The organism is Hydrogenophilus thermoluteolus (assembly GCF_003574215.1).
In the GTDB taxonomy this organism is placed as follows: Bacteria; Pseudomonadota; Gammaproteobacteria; order Burkholderiales; family Rhodocyclaceae; genus Hydrogenophilus; species Hydrogenophilus thermoluteolus.
The window spans coordinates 145792-161756 of the sequence record NZ_AP018558.1; the positions used below are offsets into that span (position 1 = coordinate 145792).

15 protein-coding genes are annotated in these 15965 nt (G+C 65.1%); 5 read left to right on the forward strand and 10 right to left on the reverse strand.

The features are described 5' to 3' along the window. Window positions 1–30 precede the first annotated feature (30 nt). From HPTL_RS00675 to HPTL_RS00690, 4 genes are read left to right on the forward strand one after another with little or no spacing between them, the layout of a single operon-like run. Entirely contained in the window at window positions 31–1848 is a 1818-nt protein-coding gene (locus tag HPTL_RS00675; protein ID WP_119334249.1) for an asparagine synthase-related protein, read from the forward strand. Continuing rightward, window positions 1845–2705: a family 16 glycosylhydrolase gene (locus HPTL_RS00680; protein ID WP_119334250.1), complete on the forward strand. Its 861-nt coding sequence runs from the start codon at window positions 1845–1847 to the stop codon at window positions 2703–2705. The genes HPTL_RS00675 and HPTL_RS00680 overlap by 4 nt, the downstream gene beginning before the upstream one ends. Next, window positions 2705–3238, forward strand: coding sequence for an acyltransferase (locus HPTL_RS11605; RefSeq protein ID WP_119334251.1), 534 nt, complete (start codon window positions 2705–2707; stop codon window positions 3236–3238). The genes HPTL_RS00680 and HPTL_RS11605 overlap by 1 nt, the downstream gene beginning before the upstream one ends. Window positions 3239–3263: 25 nt before the next feature. Continuing rightward, complete coding sequence (locus HPTL_RS00690; protein WP_170141227.1) at window positions 3264–4610, forward strand: HAD-IIIC family phosphatase; 1347 nt, start codon at window positions 3264–3266, stop codon at window positions 4608–4610. Window positions 4611–4634: 24 nt separating this feature from the next. Here HPTL_RS00690 and HPTL_RS00695 read toward each other — a convergent pair whose 3' ends face one another. From HPTL_RS00695 to HPTL_RS00710, 4 genes are read right to left on the reverse strand one after another with little or no spacing between them, the layout of a single operon-like run. Beyond that, window positions 4635–5423: an alpha/beta hydrolase gene (locus HPTL_RS00695; protein ID WP_119334253.1), complete on the reverse strand. Its 789-nt coding sequence runs from the start codon at window positions 5421–5423 to the stop codon at window positions 4635–4637. A 15-nt stretch (window positions 5424–5438) separates the two neighbouring features. After that, entirely contained in the window at window positions 5439–6869 is a 1431-nt protein-coding gene (locus HPTL_RS00700; RefSeq protein ID WP_119334254.1) for a multifunctional CCA addition/repair protein, read from the reverse strand. Further along, complete coding sequence (locus HPTL_RS00705) at window positions 6870–7847, reverse strand: complex I NDUFA9 subunit family protein (RefSeq protein ID WP_119334255.1); 978 nt, start codon at window positions 7845–7847, stop codon at window positions 6870–6872. 32 nt (window positions 7848–7879) lie between these two features. Continuing rightward, window positions 7880–9829 (reverse strand): lytic transglycosylase domain-containing protein, encoded by a 1950-nt coding sequence (locus HPTL_RS00710; protein ID WP_170141228.1) that lies wholly within the window; start codon window positions 9827–9829, stop codon window positions 7880–7882. A gap of 23 nt (window positions 9830–9852) precedes the next feature. Here HPTL_RS00710 and HPTL_RS00715 point away from each other — a divergent pair, with 23 nt between their 5' ends. Further along, entirely contained in the window at window positions 9853–10470 is a 618-nt protein-coding gene (locus tag HPTL_RS00715; protein ID WP_170141229.1) for a 5-formyltetrahydrofolate cyclo-ligase, read from the forward strand. A gap of 40 nt (window positions 10471–10510) precedes the next feature. On the opposite strand, the gene ilvA is transcribed toward HPTL_RS00715, so the two are convergent. The 6 genes from ilvA to lptB are packed head-to-tail and all read right to left on the reverse strand — an operon-like array spanning window position 10511 to window position 15962. Further along, complete coding sequence (ilvA, locus tag HPTL_RS00720; protein WP_119334258.1) at window positions 10511–12052, reverse strand: threonine ammonia-lyase, biosynthetic; 1542 nt, start codon at window positions 12050–12052, stop codon at window positions 10511–10513. Then, window positions 12028–12987 (reverse strand): HPr(Ser) kinase/phosphatase, encoded by a 960-nt coding sequence (gene hprK, locus HPTL_RS00725; protein ID WP_119336006.1) that lies wholly within the window; start codon window positions 12985–12987, stop codon window positions 12028–12030. The genes ilvA and hprK overlap by 25 nt, the downstream gene beginning before the upstream one ends. A gap of 17 nt (window positions 12988–13004) precedes the next feature. Next, window positions 13005–13460, reverse strand: coding sequence for a PTS sugar transporter subunit IIA (locus HPTL_RS00730; protein WP_119334259.1), 456 nt, complete (start codon window positions 13458–13460; stop codon window positions 13005–13007). Next, window positions 13457–13774 (reverse strand): ribosome hibernation-promoting factor, HPF/YfiA family, encoded by a 318-nt coding sequence (gene hpf, locus HPTL_RS00735; protein ID WP_119334260.1) that lies wholly within the window; start codon window positions 13772–13774, stop codon window positions 13457–13459. Before hpf ends, HPTL_RS00730 begins: the two co-directional genes overlap by 4 nt. Window positions 13775–13797: 23 nt before the next feature. Next, window positions 13798–15243: an RNA polymerase factor sigma-54 gene (gene rpoN, locus HPTL_RS00740; RefSeq protein ID WP_119334261.1), complete on the reverse strand. Its 1446-nt coding sequence runs from the start codon at window positions 15241–15243 to the stop codon at window positions 13798–13800. Continuing rightward, the gene (lptB, locus tag HPTL_RS00745) at window positions 15240–15962 is read right to left on the reverse strand and encodes an LPS export ABC transporter ATP-binding protein (protein ID WP_119336007.1); all 723 of its coding nucleotides are present in this window, start codon (window positions 15960–15962) and stop codon (window positions 15240–15242) included. The genes rpoN and lptB overlap by 4 nt, the downstream gene beginning before the upstream one ends. Window positions 15963–15965: the final 3 nt, after the last annotated feature.

The following is a 15965-nucleotide window of genomic DNA, read 5'->3' on the forward strand; positions in this document are numbered from 1 at the left end:
TGTCCAAAGACAACGAAATGCGGGGGAAGCGTGACGCTTTTTGCGGCGGTATTGGGCGAAAACGAAAAGATCTCCGAAGCGGTCGCAGCAGCGCGCCGCCGCATGACGCGGTTCCCCGGTGATCGCTGGCGTGCGGTGGCGCGACCCGGTTTTGCGTTGGGGGTGTGGCAGCGCTGGTTCGGAGAAAGCGCGCCGCCTGACGGCGATTGGGACGTGGCGGAGCGCGACGGTTGGGTAGCGGTGGTGAGCGGTCATGCGGTAGTCGCGCAAGATGCGGCCGCCGCTGGCAGTGTGGCGGGCGCACCGGATGGCACATCGGTCGCGGAATGCGGCGGGGCGGCGATGGGGTTGGCGGCGAGGCTGCTTGCCGATTTCGTTTCGGACCCGATGACCCGTCCGCGGCGGTGGCAGGGGCAGTTTGCGTTCGTGGCTTGGCATGAGGCGACACAGCGCCTTTTTCTGGTGCGCGACCCGTTCGGGATCGAACCGCTCTATTGGGGGCGATTGCCCGGGGGCGGGTTTGCGGTAGCCAATCTGGCGAAGACGCTGGTTGCGATGGGGGTAGCGGATGGGCCAGACGCTTTGGGGTGGGCGTCGTTCTTCCTCTGGGGGAATGTCGATGGGCGGCGGACCGTCTTTTCTGGGGTCGAAGCGGCGCCTCAGGGAAGCGTCGGGGTCGTGACGTTACCGTGCGTCAGTGGTCCTCAGTGGCGGGTCTTCCGTGATCTGCGCACGCTCTGGGCAGTACCCTCTGCGCCCGAGTACGACGAAGCGGCCGCGCAAGTGGCGATTAGCCGCGCAGTGCGCGACGCAGTAGCCGTTGCGACGGCCGACCGGCAGCGTACCGCGCTCTTTCTCTCCGGCGGGATCGATTCGGGGGCGGTTGCAGGGGTGCTCGCGCAGTTGGGACGCGCGGGGACGGCCTATACTCTGGCGTTTGCCGAAATGGCGGGGCAGGGCAACGATGAGCGCCCTTGGGCGGAGCGGATCGCGCGCCATTACGGGCTGACGCATCGGGTCGATCAGGTTGCGGAGCCTGAGTTCTGGGCGACGTTACCCGATTTTCTCGACGCGATGGATCAGCCGACGCTTGACGGGATCAATTTTTGGCTTTCGTGCCAGAAAGCGGCGCAAGCTGGCGAGCGGGTGGTCTGTACTGGCGATGGCGGCGACGAACTGTTCGGGGGTTTTACCAAACTGGTACTTTGGCGACGCGCCGAACGGGTGCTGCGGTGGGTGCGCCGTTTACCTGCTGGCGAACGGGTGCTCGTTGCGCTGATGCAGGGGTATGGCACGCTGCGGCGACGACCGAAATGGCGGTGGGCAGGGAACTATTTCGCGACGCGCGACCATCTCTACTTCATTCCCTACGCCGTCTTCTTTCCCGAGGAGTTGCCCGATCTGTTGGATAGCGTGATGCCGGTTGCGCAGGCACGCGCTTTGTTGACCGAGGGCGCGTTTCCCGAAGTGGATTGCCTCGAGCGCGCGATGCAAATGCGCGACACGTTTCATTCGATGCCAAACCTCTATATGCGCGATGCCCATTGGATCGGTGCGGCGCATGGGGTGCAGTTTCGGCATCCGTTGGCGTCGGTGTCGCTGCTCACCACTGTTGCGCCGTGGGTCTGCGCGTTTCGCGGGCGGCGGGGAAAAACGCTGCTCGCGCAAGCACCGCAACCGCCGCTTCCCCCCGAGGTGGTGGCGCGGCCAAAGGCGGGATTTGCCACGCCGGTGGCGGGTTGGTTGGCGCAGCGGGTTTTCCCGACGATCCCGTTTCCTGCCGTGGCTACGATCGGGTCGGTCGAGCGGCGGTTGGCGTGGTGGCTTTATCAGGAGTGGTCGCGGTGAGTGGGAAGCGGAAGGTTCGGCTGCTCTTCCGTGCGGTGGCGCACGGGATAGCCATTGGTGCGCTCGTTTGGAGGGGGGCGATAGTCCTGGCGCAGCCGCCGGGCAATTGGCGCTTTCTGCCGGAACTGTCGGACGAGTTTTCAGGCGCCACGGTCGACACGGCCCTCTGGCTGACGTTTCTGCCCCATTACACGGGGCGGCCGCCTGGAGTGATCGATCCGGCGCGGGTTACGGTGGCTAACGGCATGGTGCGGCTGGAGACGACGGCTCGGGACAAGGGGCGGTTCGCGACACCGCTCTTACGGGCACGCCAGGAGGTGCGCTACGGCTATTTCGAAGTGGTTGCGCGGCTTGCCCCGTGCCGCGTCAATCAAGCGTTTTGGTTCTACGCCTGGCAGCCTGATGGGACGCGCGAGATCGACGTCTTCGAGATGGCGCCGGGCACGCCGGGCGAAGCACACCGCGTGCACAGTAACCTGCACGTCTATGACGGTGACCCAGCACTCGAGAACGATGGCAACCGACGCTCCTATCCGCAAGTCTGGTCGGCACCCGACTTCGACCCGACACAGGACAATCGCTATGGGTTTTTGTGGTCGCCCACCGAGCTCGTCTGGTGGGTGAATGGTCGTGAGATCCGGCGCGAACCGAACGTCCATTTCCACTGGCCGATGGCGCTCACGTTTACCGGCGAGATCCATCCGCGCTGGTTCGGGGTACCGACAACGCAGGAGTTGCCGTGCGCGATGACGATCGACTACGTCCGGTCGTGGCAGTGGCTCGATGCGGCGGATGGGGTAGGTACGCAGCCGGTGCGTGACGCGGGTCGCGGACGGTTGCGCGGAGGCGTCGAGTAATGCCGCGGTGGCGCAAGGCGCTTGCCTATCTGCGCGGCTGGCTCACGAGTTTGCGCCACTTTTCCCGCCCGGCGTGGGTCTGTCAGGTGGGGCGGGTCACGGTGGTACGCGATCGCGGCACGATTACGGTGGGCGAGCGTGTCTGGCTCTGGCCCGAGGTGAAGCTCGACGCGAGCGCGGTGGCGCGAACGGGTGAAGCGGCGTTGGTGATCGGTGATCGGGTGTCGATTGGTGACCGGACGCAGATCCATTGTGGCGAACGGGTGACGATCGGTGCGGGTACGCTGATCAGTTGGGATTGCGTGATCATGGATCGCGACTACCACGATCCGGACGGTGGTGTGGAGCGTACCGCGCCGGTGGTGATCGGCAAGGATGTCTGGATCGGCTGTCGCGCGATCATCCTCAAAGGGGTGACGATCGGCGACGGCGCGGTGGTTGGCGCGGGCAGCGTGGTGACCCGCGACGTGCCCCCGTGCACGTTGGTCGCAGGGAATCCGGCTCGGGTCGTTCGCCAACTGGGCGAACGGTAACCAAATGGTGCTGGGGAGGGGCGGAATGAATGACGCATTGGCCGCAGCATGGCGCACCGCGCAAGCACGTGTCGCGGTAACCGACGAATGGCGATCGTTTCCTTCCGAGGCGCTCGACCGGCAGTACTATCGACCGCTGACCGCACTGGCACAACGGGCGGCTGCTCCGCAAGTCACCTATGATGGGTTGCCGATCTACCGCCTGTTGCGTGCGGGGGAGCGGGCACTGCTTACCCAAGCGCTCGATCAGGCACGCCGATTCCTGCTGCAGTTGCGCGAACGCGACGACCGGACGCTATTGTTGCACGGGGTGAGCGGGCTGCCGTTGCCGCGCCGCTTCGCGTGGCTGCCAAGCGATCGGTGGGCGATGCCGAAACGGTTGCGGGATCTGGCGGCGGCGCTGAGCGAAGGGTTGCGCGAGATCGCCGCGCAGTTGCCCCACGTTTGGTTCGTAGACGAGATCGCGGTGGCCCAGCAGTTGGGTTATCGTGTGGCGAACCGCCCGATCGTGACGGGGCGCCCCTTTGCCGAGGCGCTCTTTCATCGGCGGCGCTTCGGTTTTGGTCTGGCGGGAACCTACCTGGAGGTGGTCCGTGCTTATGATCGGTTGCGGGGGGTGAAGGTGATCGCGGTCGACTTCGACAACACCTTGTGGGACGGGGTGATGGCCGAAGGGCCGGTGCGCCACTACCGCGACCGGCAAGCGCTGCTCAAACGGTTACAGGAAGGGGGGATTCTGCTCGTTGCGGTGAGCAAGAACGATCCTAAGGCGATCCGGTGGAACGAGATGGTGTTGCAGCCGGAGGATTTCGCCGTGTTGGCGATCGGTTGGGAACTGAAACCCACCACACTGGCCGAGATCGCGGCGCAGCTCAACCTTGGCCTCGATGCGTTCGTATTTCTCGACGACAATCCGACCGAACGGGGGTTGGTCGCCAGCCACCTTCCCCAGGTGCGGGTCTGGGACGCGTGCGACCCGGAAACGTGGCGCACGTTAGCTATCCTTCCTGCGTTGCCGTGGTATTCGCAAACGGCAGAGGCGCGGCAGCGCACCGCGATGTATCGGGTGCAGGCGCTGCGGCAACAGGCGGTGCGCGCCTACGGTGACCAGGGGAGCGACACAGCGGTGCTGGAAGCGTTGCAGCTGGAGATGCGGGTGCACCGCATGCGGGAGCCGGAGTTGGCGCGTGTGCATGAACTGACCGCCCGGACCAATCAGTTCAACACGACGACGATTCGCTACCGGTCCGAAGAATTGACCGACCCGGGGCGTCAGGTGTGGGTGGGGTATCTGCAAGACCGGTTCGGGGACTATGGGTTGGTGCTGGTGTGGCTGCGGGTGGTCGAAACCGCAGCAGACGACGAGGCGTAGCGTTCGCGTTTCCGATTTTTCTATTCAGGTGAGCGCCGCCAGCGCATGCGCGATTTGCGCTGCCGCTTCCTCCCAGTGGGGTTCGAGCATGAATGCATGCCCGGCGTCGGGTAGCGTATAGAGTGGCACGCGGTAGTGGCGTGCCGTGGCTTCGGCAAGCGGCAGCGGGATGATCTGGTCGTGCTCGGCGCCGAAAACTATCCAGGTGGTCGGGTGTTGGCGGTGGTGGCGGGGAAGCGCAAACGCGGTCATGTCCCAGAGCGCGCGCAGCGATTCGGGTTGCGACAGCGCAAGATAGCGGCGTAGCGCTTGCTCTTCCGGCAGGTGGTGAAAGAGCGCTTGCGCAAGCGCCCGGTAGTGGCCCGCTTTTTTGGCGAGAAAGCGGTTCATCTCCATGAGCGTTTGCGGGGTATGGGTGAGCAGATGCCAGAACGACGCAGCAAGGCCAGAGGGGGGGACGCTCGCCAGGAGTACGACCGCTGGGAATGCGCGCTTTTCCAACGCTTTTTGCGCCACGAACCCGCCCATCGAGTGGCCGAGTACGATCGGTGGCGCGGGGAGCTGTTCCGCGGCTTGCAGAAGGTCGGTGACGTAGTCACGGATACCCAAGAGATCGAAAGGTTTGTCGCTGCCCGATTCCCCATGGCCGGAGAGAGAGAGCGCCCAGGCGTCGAACCCGTGCGCAGCGAACCAGGGCAGGAAATGTTCCCAACACCAGGCGCCCGCGTAGGCGCCATGGACGAAAAGCAGGGGCGGGTGGCTCCGGGGACGGCCGTGTGGGGGTTCGTGGCGTAGTTCCAGGGTTCGGGACATCGGCAGACTCGGAGTTTATTGGGGGTGGGTTGGGGAGGCGGGTGAGCGGTTTGCGTGCGGGGTGCCGTCGGGGCGCGTCAGGGCTTTTCCGTTCGCGGCGATTGCCGCGATTCGGGCGGCACGAATCCGCTCGGCGATGCGGCGGGGGTCACCGGCCGCGCTTTGGGCGATCTTCGCGGTGGGAATGGCGCGCGCCGCAGTAAGCGCCTGTTCCCAAAGGGTGCGAACGGGCGCGTAATCGACGACCAAGGGGGGGCGCGCTGTGGCGTCGCATTCGCACGCGGCAAGGAGCTGCGCAAACCGCGCCGGGCGGCGCAATGCGTCGCACCGTTCCAAAACTTTGAGGCGCGTTGCCGGCCGCAGACGCCTTCCTTGGTGGATGAGACCGTGTTCGCGCGCTACCAGCACCGCGAGCGCGCGACAGTCGTTGGGGGCTTTCAGGCGTCGGCTCACCGTTTCGGCCAAACAGGCACCGCGGGCTTCGTGTCCGTAGTGGTGGGGTAGGATTTCGGCGGGTGTTGCGCCTTTGCCCAGGTCGTGCAGCAGCACCGCCCAACGCACCGCAAGAGGCAAACCTTGGCGGGCGCTGTTGCCAAGCGCGAGCAGCGTGTGGGTGCCGACATCCCCTTCCGGGTGGTAGCGTTCGGGCTGCGGCACACCAAAAAGCGCGGCGAGTTCGGGGATGAGCGCCTTAAGGGCGCCGGTCTCTTGCAAGAGTGCGATCATGCGTTGCGGCGCGGCTTCCATGAGGCCGCGCGCGAACTCCTGCCAGACCCGTTCGGGGGTGAGCGCGGCAAGCTCGCCGCTTTGGGCGATCGCCGCGATCAGTTCCCGGGTTTCCGGTGCGACGGTGAACGTGGTGAAGCGGGCCACGAACCGGGCGACGCGCAGCACCCGCAGCGGGTCTTCAACGAACGCGGGGCTCACGTGACGCAGGATCTGGCGTTCCAGGTCCGCTACACCCCCGTAGGGGTCGATGAGCGTGCCATCGGGCGCTACCGCGATCGCGTTGATCGTGAGGTCGCGGCGTGCCAAGTCGGCTTCGAGCGTGACGTCGGGCGCGGCGTAGCAGGTAAACCCTTTGTAGCCACGGCCACTTTTGCGCTCGGTGCGCGCCAGAGCATACTCTTCGCCCGTTTTCGGGTGAAGAAAGACGGGAAAGTCTTTTCCCACCGGTCGGAAACCGCGGGCAGCGAGGGCTTCCGGGGTGGCGCCGACCACGACCCAATCACGGTCATGGACAGGCAGCCCGAGGAGTGCGTCGCGCACCGCGCCACCGACGAGATAGACATCGAGCCCCGCGACCAAGGGGTCGGGGGGTGCGAGCTGCAAGCGGGCGCGCAGCGTTTCACGCGAAGGGGAAGGGGGCGGTAGCGCGGCCGGAGCAGCATTTGCTTCCGCGTCGTTGCGCACGCTGCCGGACGGTTCGGGAAGCGGTGGCACCATTTAGCCTGTATGGCGACGCCGCCACTCGGCGTAATGCGCGCGATAGGTGTCGTGCGCGAGGTATTCGGGCGCAATGGCTTCGAGTGCCGTCGGGGTGAGCCCAAAGGGAAGCGGCGAGCCGTCGACGACGTTGGGCACTTCGAGCGACCGCAGGTTGTCCGGGGTGAGCGGTGGATTGGGAAGAAGGGCCATGAGGCGCGCTTGCAGGAAGGCGAGGCGATCCGGCAACGCGATCACGGGACGCGGATGGCCGGAGAGGCGCGCGGCATAGTCGACGAGCGCTTTGAGGGTATAGACGCGCGGGCCACCCAACGGGTAGCTCTGTCCGATGCTTTCCGGCGTTTCCAGCGCGGTCAACATTACCGAGGCGACGTCGCCGACATAGACGGGTTGGAGTTTCGCGTCGGCTTTGCCGATGGGGAGTACCGGTGCCCAGCGGGCGAGACGGGCAAAGAGGTTGAGGAAGGAGTCGCCGGGGCCGAAGACGACGCTCGGGCGCAGGATCGTCCATTGGGTGGGGTTCTCGCTGCCTGCGGCGTCGAGCACGGTGCGGATCGCAGCTTCGCCTGCGGCTTTGCTGCGCAGATATTCGGATGGCGCAGTGGGCGACGCACCATTGGCGCTGATGTGGATGAAGCGCGAAACGCCAGCGTCGCGGCACGCGGTGGCGAGCCGTTTGGGCCATTCGACGTGCGCTTGGGCAAAATCGGGGCCAAACGGGGCGCCAGGGCGGGAGTGGAGGATGCCGACGAGGTTGACGACAAGATCCGCACCACGCACCAATGCGGTGAGCGCTGGCAAGGTACGTTCTTTGAGTTCGACCACTTCGGCGGTGGGAAGCAGCAAGAGGTTGCGCGCGTTTTGCCAGCGCCGGGTGGGGATGATGAGCCGCCAGCCGCGGGCGGTAAGGCGGTTTGCCAGGTGGCGGCCGATGAAGCCGGTGCCGCCAAAGAGGACTGCAGTGGGTTTGTGGTTCATTGTCTTCTCCCAGGATGTGTCGTTTCTTACCCTTACTGTAGCCGTTCGCTGAGCGCGGCGAGCTGCCGTTGCGCGTCGCCGTAGGGGACGAGCAGTCCACTCAGGGTTTTGGGGTTGCCCAAGCGGTGACTATAGACGACGGTATTGGCAAGCACTTTACGAATGTAGTCGCGCGTTTCCGCCAAGGGCAAGAGTTCGATGTAGCGTAACGCATCCAGGAGTGCGGCGTCCGAGGTCAAGTCGAGGCGCTGCCGCAAGCGGCCGATTCGACCTGGCCCCGCGTTGTAGGCGCCGGTGGCGAGCACGGGGTGGCCGTCGAGTTGTTCGGTCACGATGCGCAGGTAAGTGATCCCGAAACGGAGGTTGGTTTCCGGTTCCAGGAGTTGTTGCGGGTGAAAGCGGCGTTCGTTGCGTTGTTGCGCGACCCAGCGTCCGGTACTGGGCATCACTTGCATCAGCCCCAGCGCGCCGCTCGTCGAACGGGCGTCGGCGCGGAAACGGCTCTCTTGCCGCATCACGCCGTAGGCCCACGCAGGGTCAACCCCTTCCTGGTGGGCGGTGGCGAGCACCTGGGTGCGCCATGGGGTGGGGTAACGCAGCGCCCAGGCGTTGCGCTCCTGACTGCGTTCAAGCAGCCGGATCGCCAAATCGAAACGGCCGTCTTCCGCAAGAAGCGACGCGGCGACGCGCCTTTGCCACGCGGCACTTGCGGATTGCCAGCGTTGCGCGAGCAGGTCGACTTCTCGCTGCGCTTCGACCTCCCAGCTACGGGCCGCAAGCGCGCGAATCGCGGCAAGGTGGGGGTCGCGCGCAATCTGCGCACGTTGCTGAGCAGAAATGGGTGGGCCGTCGGTGATCGCAAGCGGTTGCCCGATCAGTTCGCCAGCGAGCAATCCCCAAAAATCGTCGTCTTGCGCCAACTCCCGAAACAGGGTTCTGGCTTCGTCTTTTTTACCCAGCGCTTTGAGCGTCCAGGCGCGCCAGAAACGCCATTGCCGTGCGTCCCTTTCGCTGGGCGGGAGCTGTTCGAGCAGGTGCCAGGTGGTGAGCCAATCTTCGGCTTGCAACGCGAGGCGGATCTGCCATTCGAGCGGTTCCACCCAGATCGGGCTGGCGGTGAGCTGCTTGGACCAGGTGCGGGCTTGGGGGGTGCCTAGGCTGGCGGCGACCACGAACGCAGCGCGGCGAACGGTTGCCGCAAGGGGTGGTGGCAGTTGGGCTGCTTGCTGCCACACGGTGATCGGGTCGTCGCGCGTTTGCGCGATCAGACGCGCGGCTGCGCGCACCGCAGGCGTGTCCGCAGCCGGAGGAAAGAGTGCGCGCCACGGCGCGGCAGCGTTTTCGCCTTTCAGGAAAAGGGTGACGAGGTAACGTTCGATCAGCGTGGCGTCGTTGACGAGACCGTTGGCCACGGCGTCGCGAAACGCAGCGCGGCACTCGTCGTTGGGTGATACCGTTTCGGCAAGGCGAGTAAGCACCGCTTCGCGCAGCGTGGCGGTTGCGGTGGGTTCGGTGTGTAGCCGTGCTTGAAGGAGCCAGCAGTGGGTGGTGGGGTCGTGCCGTTCCAGCGCTTCGAGATGGCGGCGGGCTTCGGTCCAGGCTTCCTGCGCGATGGCGTTTTGCGCGAGCGCCCGCCGGACACGCACCGCTGCGTCGGTGCCGGCGTGATCGGTCAGGAAGCGCGTGACGGTTTGGGGGTCGAGCGTTGCGTCGTCGCGTAGAATCTGCAGTGTCAGACGCCAGCTGGTGACCGTCGCGGCAAGGGGGCTTGTGCGGGTTTTGGGTTCGAGTGCCAACAGGGTGGCGAGGTCGCCTCGGGCGAACGCGGCGCGGGCTTGTGCCACTGCGTCGGTGGGTGGGGTGGGCCGGTCATGAGGACGCGCAGCCGCAGCAAGCATCGTGGGGGTGCCGATCAGCCAAACGATCAGCACGACCAGAGCAAACGAAGCGACGGAGCGGAACGCGTGGCGTGTGGCACTCATTAGGGCAACGAGGTGCAGGGACCGTGAACGACGAAACACGAACGATTGTACCCGATGGCGCGGATCGCGCGACGATTCGCCGCCATTTCCTGCGGCTACGGCGCGAATTGTCCCGTGAGGATTGGCAGGCGAAGAACGCGGCGTTGTGTGCCCATTTGGCGCAGTGGTGGACCCAGTGGGGCGCGCGGCGCACGCCGCGCTGGGTCGGGCTCTACTGGCCGATGAAGGGGGAGCCCGACGTGCGGCCAGTTTTCGCCGCGTGGCGTTGGCGCGCGCTTCCCGCCGCAGTCGCTCCTCATGCTCCTCTCGTTTTCCGTCCGTGGCAGGATGGGGCACCGATGATCGACGATTGCTACGGCATTCCAACGCCGGAGTGTGCCGAGACGGTTTGCCCTGAGGTACTGATCGTGCCGCTCGTTGCGTTCGATCGTCGAGGTTACCGGTTGGGTTATGGCGGTGGGTTTTACGATCGGACATTAGCGGCGTGGCGTGCCGAGGGGTGGCAGGGCATTGCGGTGGGGGTGGGGTTTGCGTTTGCGGCCCTTCCCGACCTGCATCCCGAAGCGCACGACGTGGCGATGGATGTGGTGGTGAGCGACGCCGGGGTGGTGTTGGACCGCAGCGAAGGGGTTCGACGCTAGCGGCCTACCCTTTAGTGCGCGGGTGGCTCCGTGTGTCACGCTAGCCCGCCGCCAAAAAGAGCGCGTACGCTGGATTGTGGGTCTCTTCTACCCATTCGTACCCCAGGCGGTCGAGGAACGCGCGGAATTCCACCTCTTCTTCGGGTGGGACCTGCATCCCGGCGAGCACACGGCCGTAGTCGGAGCCATGGTTGCGGTAGTGGAAGAGGCTGATGTTCCAGTCGGCGCGAAGCTCCGAGAGGAATTTCATCAGCGCGCCGGGACGCTCCGGGAAGACGAAGCGGTAGAGGCGCTCGTTGCGGATGTGGGGAGCGCGGCCGCCCACCATATAGCGGACGTGGGTCTTCGCCAGTTCGTTGTCGGTGAGGTCGAGCGCGCGCAATCCAGCGGCTTCGAGCTGCTGGATCAGGCTGGCCACTTCGTCGCGGTTGTGGATGGTGACGCCGACGAAGATGTGCGCTTCGTTCGGGTCGGCGAAGCGGTAGTTGAATTCGGTGATGTTGCGGTGGCCCAGGAGTTGGATGAACGCTTTGAACGAGCCCGGCCGTTCCGGGATGGTCACCGCCAACACCGCTTCGCGCTGCTCACCCAGTTCGGCGCGTTCGGCAACGAAGCGCAGGCGATCGAAGTTCATGTTCGCGCCCGAAGCGACCGCAACCAGGGTTTGACCGGTGACCTGGTGGGTGCGTGCCCAGGTTTTGAGCCCCGCCACCGCGAGTGCGCCAGCCGGTTCGAGGATCGCGCGCGTCTCTTCGAACACGTCTTTGATCGCGGCGCAAATTTCGTCGTTGGAGACGACCACCATCTCATCGACATACTGGCGGCAGAGGCGGAAAGTCTCTTCGCCCACCTGTTTGACCGCGGCGCCGTCGGCAAAGAGGCCGACTTGCTCCATCGCGATCCGTTCGCCCGCAGCAAGGGAGCGGGTCATCGCGTCGGCGTCTTCCGCTTCGACGCCGATCACGCGAATATCGGGGCGCAGCGCTTTGAGGTAGGCGGCAACGCCAGCGATCAGGCCGCCGCCGCCCACGCCACAGAAGACGGCGTGTAACGGCTCCGGGTGCTGCCGCAAGAGCTCCATGCCGATGGTCCCTTGGCCAGCGATGACGTCAGGGTCGTCGAACGGATGCACGAACGTGAGTTGTTCTTCTTTGGCAAGCCGCAGCGCGTAGGCGTAGGCGTCGGAGTACGATTCGCCTGCGAGCACCGCTTCTCCACCCCGCGCGCGGACCGCTTCGACTTTGATGAGCGGGGTGGTGGTGGGCATTACGATCACCGCGCGCACCGGTTTGCCGCGCCGTTCGCCGATGGTTTTGGCGGCAAGCGCGACACCTTGCGCGTGGTTGCCGGCGCTGGCGCAGATCACGCCACGGTCGAGCTGTTCTGCGGAGAGATTAACGATCTTGTTGTATGCGCCGCGCAGTTTGAAGCTGAAGACCGGTTGCAGGTCTTCGCGCTTGATCCACACCTGGTTGCCGGTGCGGCGGCTCAGCGTCGGCGCAAACTGCAGCGGGGTTTCGCGCGCGACTTCATAGACGCGCGCGGTGAGGATCCGTTTCAGGTAGTGGGTGGCGTCAAACATCGTCGTGCCTCTTGTTCGAGCAGTTTTTCGTGGCGAGCAAGGAACTCTTGGGTCGAATCGATCCCGCGCAGTTTGAGGACGAAGTTGCGCACCGCAGCTTCGAGAAGTACGGCCATGTTGCGCCCCGGCGCAACGGGCAAAGTGACGCGCGGAACCGCAACGCCGAGGATCTCTTGGTTCTCTTCTTCCATTTGCAGCCGCGGCAACGGGGTGGTTTCCGGGCTGAGGCGCTTGAGGTGGGTGATGAGGCGCAGGCGCATCTTGCGCCGTACCGCGGTTTCGCCGAAGATGGTGCGGATGTCGAGGAGTCCCAGTCCCCGGACTTCGAGGTAGTTTTGCAGCAGTTCCGGGCAGCGCCCTTCGAGTTCGTAGGGGGAGATGCGGGCCACTTCCACCGCGTCGTCGGCAACCAGCCCGTGGCCGCGCGTGACCAGTTCCAGTGCCAGTTCCGATTTGCCCGTGCCCGCTTCACCGGTGATCAGTACCCCAACGCCCAGCACGTCCATCAGCACGCCGTGCAGAATCGTCCGTTCGGCGAGCATGCGCGCGATCTTCAAGCGGAAGCGGTCGATCACTTCGGCGGCAGGGCGTGGCGAGGTAAGGAGCGCAATGTCGTAACGGCAGCACAGCTCTTCGAGCACGTGGGGAACGGTGCTGCCGTCGGCGACGATGATCGCGGGCGGGCGCGCCGCGGTGATTTCGGAGAGGACGTAGCGGATTTTTTCGTTGGGTTGCTTCGCGGACCACGCGAGTTCGGCCGAGCCGACCACTTGCAGGCGTTCGGGGTGGATCAGGTTCAGGTGGCCGACGAGGTCGGCCGGCCAGATGTGGGTGTCGGTGACCCGCACCGTGCGCGTGAGGTCCCCACAGCGGTGCACGAGCGCAAGCGGCTCTGCTAACGCCGCAACGAGCGCCGCGACGGTGGTTTCGCGCACGGCCATCGCGGCGCTCCTTACGCGCGAAACGCGGCGCGCAACGCTTCTGGGGTTTCGGCCGAAAGGATCGCTTCGCGCACCTCTGGACGACTGAGCCGCTCGGCGAGCTCCGAGAGGATTTCCAGGTGCGTTTCTGTGGCTTGTTCCGGCACGAGGAGCGCGACGACGATCGTGACCGGCTGGTTGTCGACGGCGTCGAAGTCTACCGGTTGCGCCAAACGCAGGATCGCGATGCGCGGTTCGGTTAGCCCCGGAACCCGGGCGTGGGGGATCGCGATGCCTTCTCCGAGCCCGGTCGAGCCGAGCCGTTCGCGTTCGATCAGCGCGGCAAAGAGCTTACCTGCGTCACACCCTTGTTCCGCGAACGCTTCGGCAACCTTTTCCAACACCCGCTTTTTGCTCGATGCGTCGACATCGAGCCGTACCTGTGCGGTAGCGATGAGCGATGCAAGCAGATCCATTGTCGTCGTCATTCGGCATCAGGCGCCGCCGGGCCGTTGTGGTGGTTGGTAACGATCTCTTTGTGCTTGCGTACTTGCCGGTCGAGTTTGTCGATCATCGCATCGATCGCGGCGTAGAGGTCGGCGCCGACCGCGTGCGCGTGGATGTCCTTGCCTTTGACGTGTAGCGTGCACTCCGCTTTTTGTTCGTTCTTTTCGACCGACAGGATGACATGGCAGCTGGTGACGTGGTCGAAGTGGCGGATGACATGCTCGAGCTTTTCGCGGGCGTATTGTTCGAGCGCTTCGGTGACTTCGACGTGACGACCCGTGATGTTGAGGTTCATGGAACGGTTCTCCTGAAGTGGTATTAGAGCCTTTTTCGCAATTTCGCTGGCGGAATCGAAAGTGAATCGCGGTATTTTGCCACGGTTCGGCGGGCAATCACAATGCCTTCGGCAGCGAGTCGATCGGCGATCGCGGTATCGGAAAGGGGGCGATGGGGGTCTTCGGCGGCAATCAGTGCGCGAATCCGGCTTTTGATCGCGGCGGCCGAGGTGGCGTCGCCGTCGTCGGTGGCGAGCGCTGCGCTGAAAAAGGTTTTGAGTTCGAAGAGGCCGTTCGGAGCGAGCAGGTATTTGCCGGCGACGACGCGGGAAATGGTCGATTCGTGCAGCGTGAGCGCCTCAGCCACGGTTTTGAGGGTGAGCGGCTGCAAGGCGCGTTCGCCGTAGCGGAAGAAATCGGCCTGGTGGTCGACGATCGTCTGCCCGACGCGCAGCAAAGTGAAAGCGCGCTGGTGGAGCTGTTTGACGAACTGCTTCGCTTCGGCAAGCCGAGTTCGCCACGCTTCCGGGCTCTTGCGCCCGATCGACGCTTGATAGAGCGGCGAGACGACCACGCGCGGGTACGCCGCCGGGTTGAGGTCGACGCGAAAACGATCTCCCTCTGGGGTGACGATCAGGTCGGGTATGACGGTGGGCGCCGTTTCGGTGCTGAATCGGCGCCCCGGTTTGGGGTCGAGCGATTCGACGAGCGCGATCGCCGCTTTGAGTTCCGCTTCGCTGCAGCCCAGGGTTTTGCGTAACCCGGCGTAGTCGCGTTTGGCCAAGAGTTCAAGTGCGTCGCGCACGAGGCGCTCGGCGAGGGTGCGTTCGGGTGACGCCGGGCGTTCTGCCAGTTGCAGTAAGAGACATTCGCTGAGTGAGCGCGCACCGACCCCTGTGGGGTCGAAGCGCTGCAATACTTTGAGCGCGACTTCCAGGGTTTCGGTATCGGCGGGGGGATCGACCCATTGGGCGATTTCCGCCAGCGGCGCGCAGAGGTAGCCGTTGTCGTCGAGCGCCTCGATCAACAGCAGGACGTGTTGCCGTACCGTTTCGGGAAGAAGCGTGAGTTCGGCTTGGGCGGTGAGGTGTTCGGTGAGCCCCTCGGGCGCGACGGCGGTTCGGTAAGGGTCGAACGGCTCGTCTTCCGGGGCGATTCCCGGGGTGACCCCTTCCCAGTAGGCGTCGTATGGGGTGTCATCGGGTACGGATTCGCTCGCTTCGGCGGGCGGGACGGTTGCTTCGACGCGTTCGGTGTCGTTCGGCGCCGCTGGGGTGGCTCCTGCGTGGGTCACTTCGGCGCCGGTTGTCGCGGTTTCTTCCCATTCGTCGGCGCGGATCAGGAACGGATTTTGTTCGAGCGCTTCTTCGATCGCCTGGCGGAGTTCCGCAGCAGGTAGGGTGAGGAGGTGCAGCGACTGCTGCAGTTGCGGCGAGAGGGTGAGCGACGTTTGTGGTTTGAGGGCAAGCCCCGTGCCTAGCGTTTTCATAGGCGGAACTGTTCGCCGAGATAGACGCGGCGGACTTCGCTGTGGGCAACGATCTCGTGCGGGGTTCCGGAGGCGATCACTTGGCCGTCGGCGAGGATCGACGCGCGGTCACAGATCCCGAGCGTTTCGCGCACGTTGTGGTCGGTGATGAGCACCGACACACCTCGGCTTTGCAGGAAGCGGATGATCCGTTGGATTTCGAGGACCGCGATCGGGTCGACTCCGGCGAAAGGTTCGTCGAGGAGGATGAGCCGCGGGTCGGTCGCGAGCGCGCGCGCGATTTCGAGCCGTCGCCGTTCGCCACCGGAGAGGGCCACACTGGGTTGATCGGCCAGGTGGGCGATCCCCAGCTCTTCGAGGAGCGCCATTTCCCGCTGGGCGCGCTGCGGCGCGGGAACGCCGTGCAATTCCAGTACCGCACGGATGTTCTCCCGAACGGAGAGTTGACGGAAGATGCTCGCCTCTTGTGGTAGGTAAGCGAGCCCGTAGCGGGCGCGGCGGTGGATGGGCAGGTGGGTGATGTCGTGCTCCGAGAGCTGGATGCGCCCTTCGTCAGCGCGAATGAGCCCGACGATGAGGTAGAAGCAGGTGGTTTTGCCCGCGCCGTTCGGTCCCAGCAAGCCGACGATCTCGCCGGGCGCGACGGTCAAAGAGACCCCATCGACGACGGCGCGTGCGCCGAAACGCTTGCGCAGGTTTTCGACGATCAAGAGCGACATGGT

Excerpts from the sequence above, each read along its gene's own strand:
- HPTL_RS11605 (WP_119334251.1), top strand. The coding sequence starts at position 2,705 with ATGCCGCGGTGGCGCAAGGCGCTTGCCTATCTGCGCGGCTGGCTCACG.
- HPTL_RS00690 (WP_170141227.1), top strand. The coding sequence starts at position 3,264 with ATGAATGACGCATTGGCCGCAGCATGGCGCACCGCGCAAGCACGTGTC.
- HPTL_RS00695 (WP_119334253.1), bottom strand. The coding sequence starts at position 5,423 with ATGTCCCGAACCCTGGAACTACGCCACGAACCCCCACACGGCCGTCCC.
- HPTL_RS00700 (WP_119334254.1), bottom strand. The coding sequence starts at position 6,869 with ATGGTGCCACCGCTTCCCGAACCGTCCGGCAGCGTGCGCAACGACGCG.
- HPTL_RS00705 (WP_119334255.1), bottom strand. The coding sequence starts at position 7,847 with ATGAACCACAAACCCACTGCAGTCCTCTTTGGCGGCACCGGCTTCATC.
- HPTL_RS00710 (WP_170141228.1), bottom strand. The coding sequence starts at position 9,829 with ATGAGTGCCACACGCCACGCGTTCCGCTCCGTCGCTTCGTTTGCTCTG.
- ilvA (WP_119334258.1), bottom strand. The coding sequence starts at position 12,052 with ATGTTTGACGCCACCCACTACCTGAAACGGATCCTCACCGCGCGCGTC.
- HPTL_RS00730 (WP_119334259.1), bottom strand. The coding sequence starts at position 13,460 with ATGACGACGACAATGGATCTGCTTGCATCGCTCATCGCTACCGCACAG.
- hpf (WP_119334260.1), bottom strand. The coding sequence starts at position 13,774 with ATGAACCTCAACATCACGGGTCGTCACGTCGAAGTCACCGAAGCGCTC.
- rpoN (WP_119334261.1), bottom strand. The coding sequence starts at position 15,243 with ATGAAAACGCTAGGCACGGGGCTTGCCCTCAAACCACAAACGTCGCTC.
- lptB (WP_119336007.1), bottom strand. The coding sequence starts at position 15,962 with ATGTCGCTCTTGATCGTCGAAAACCTGCGCAAGCGTTTCGGCGCACGC.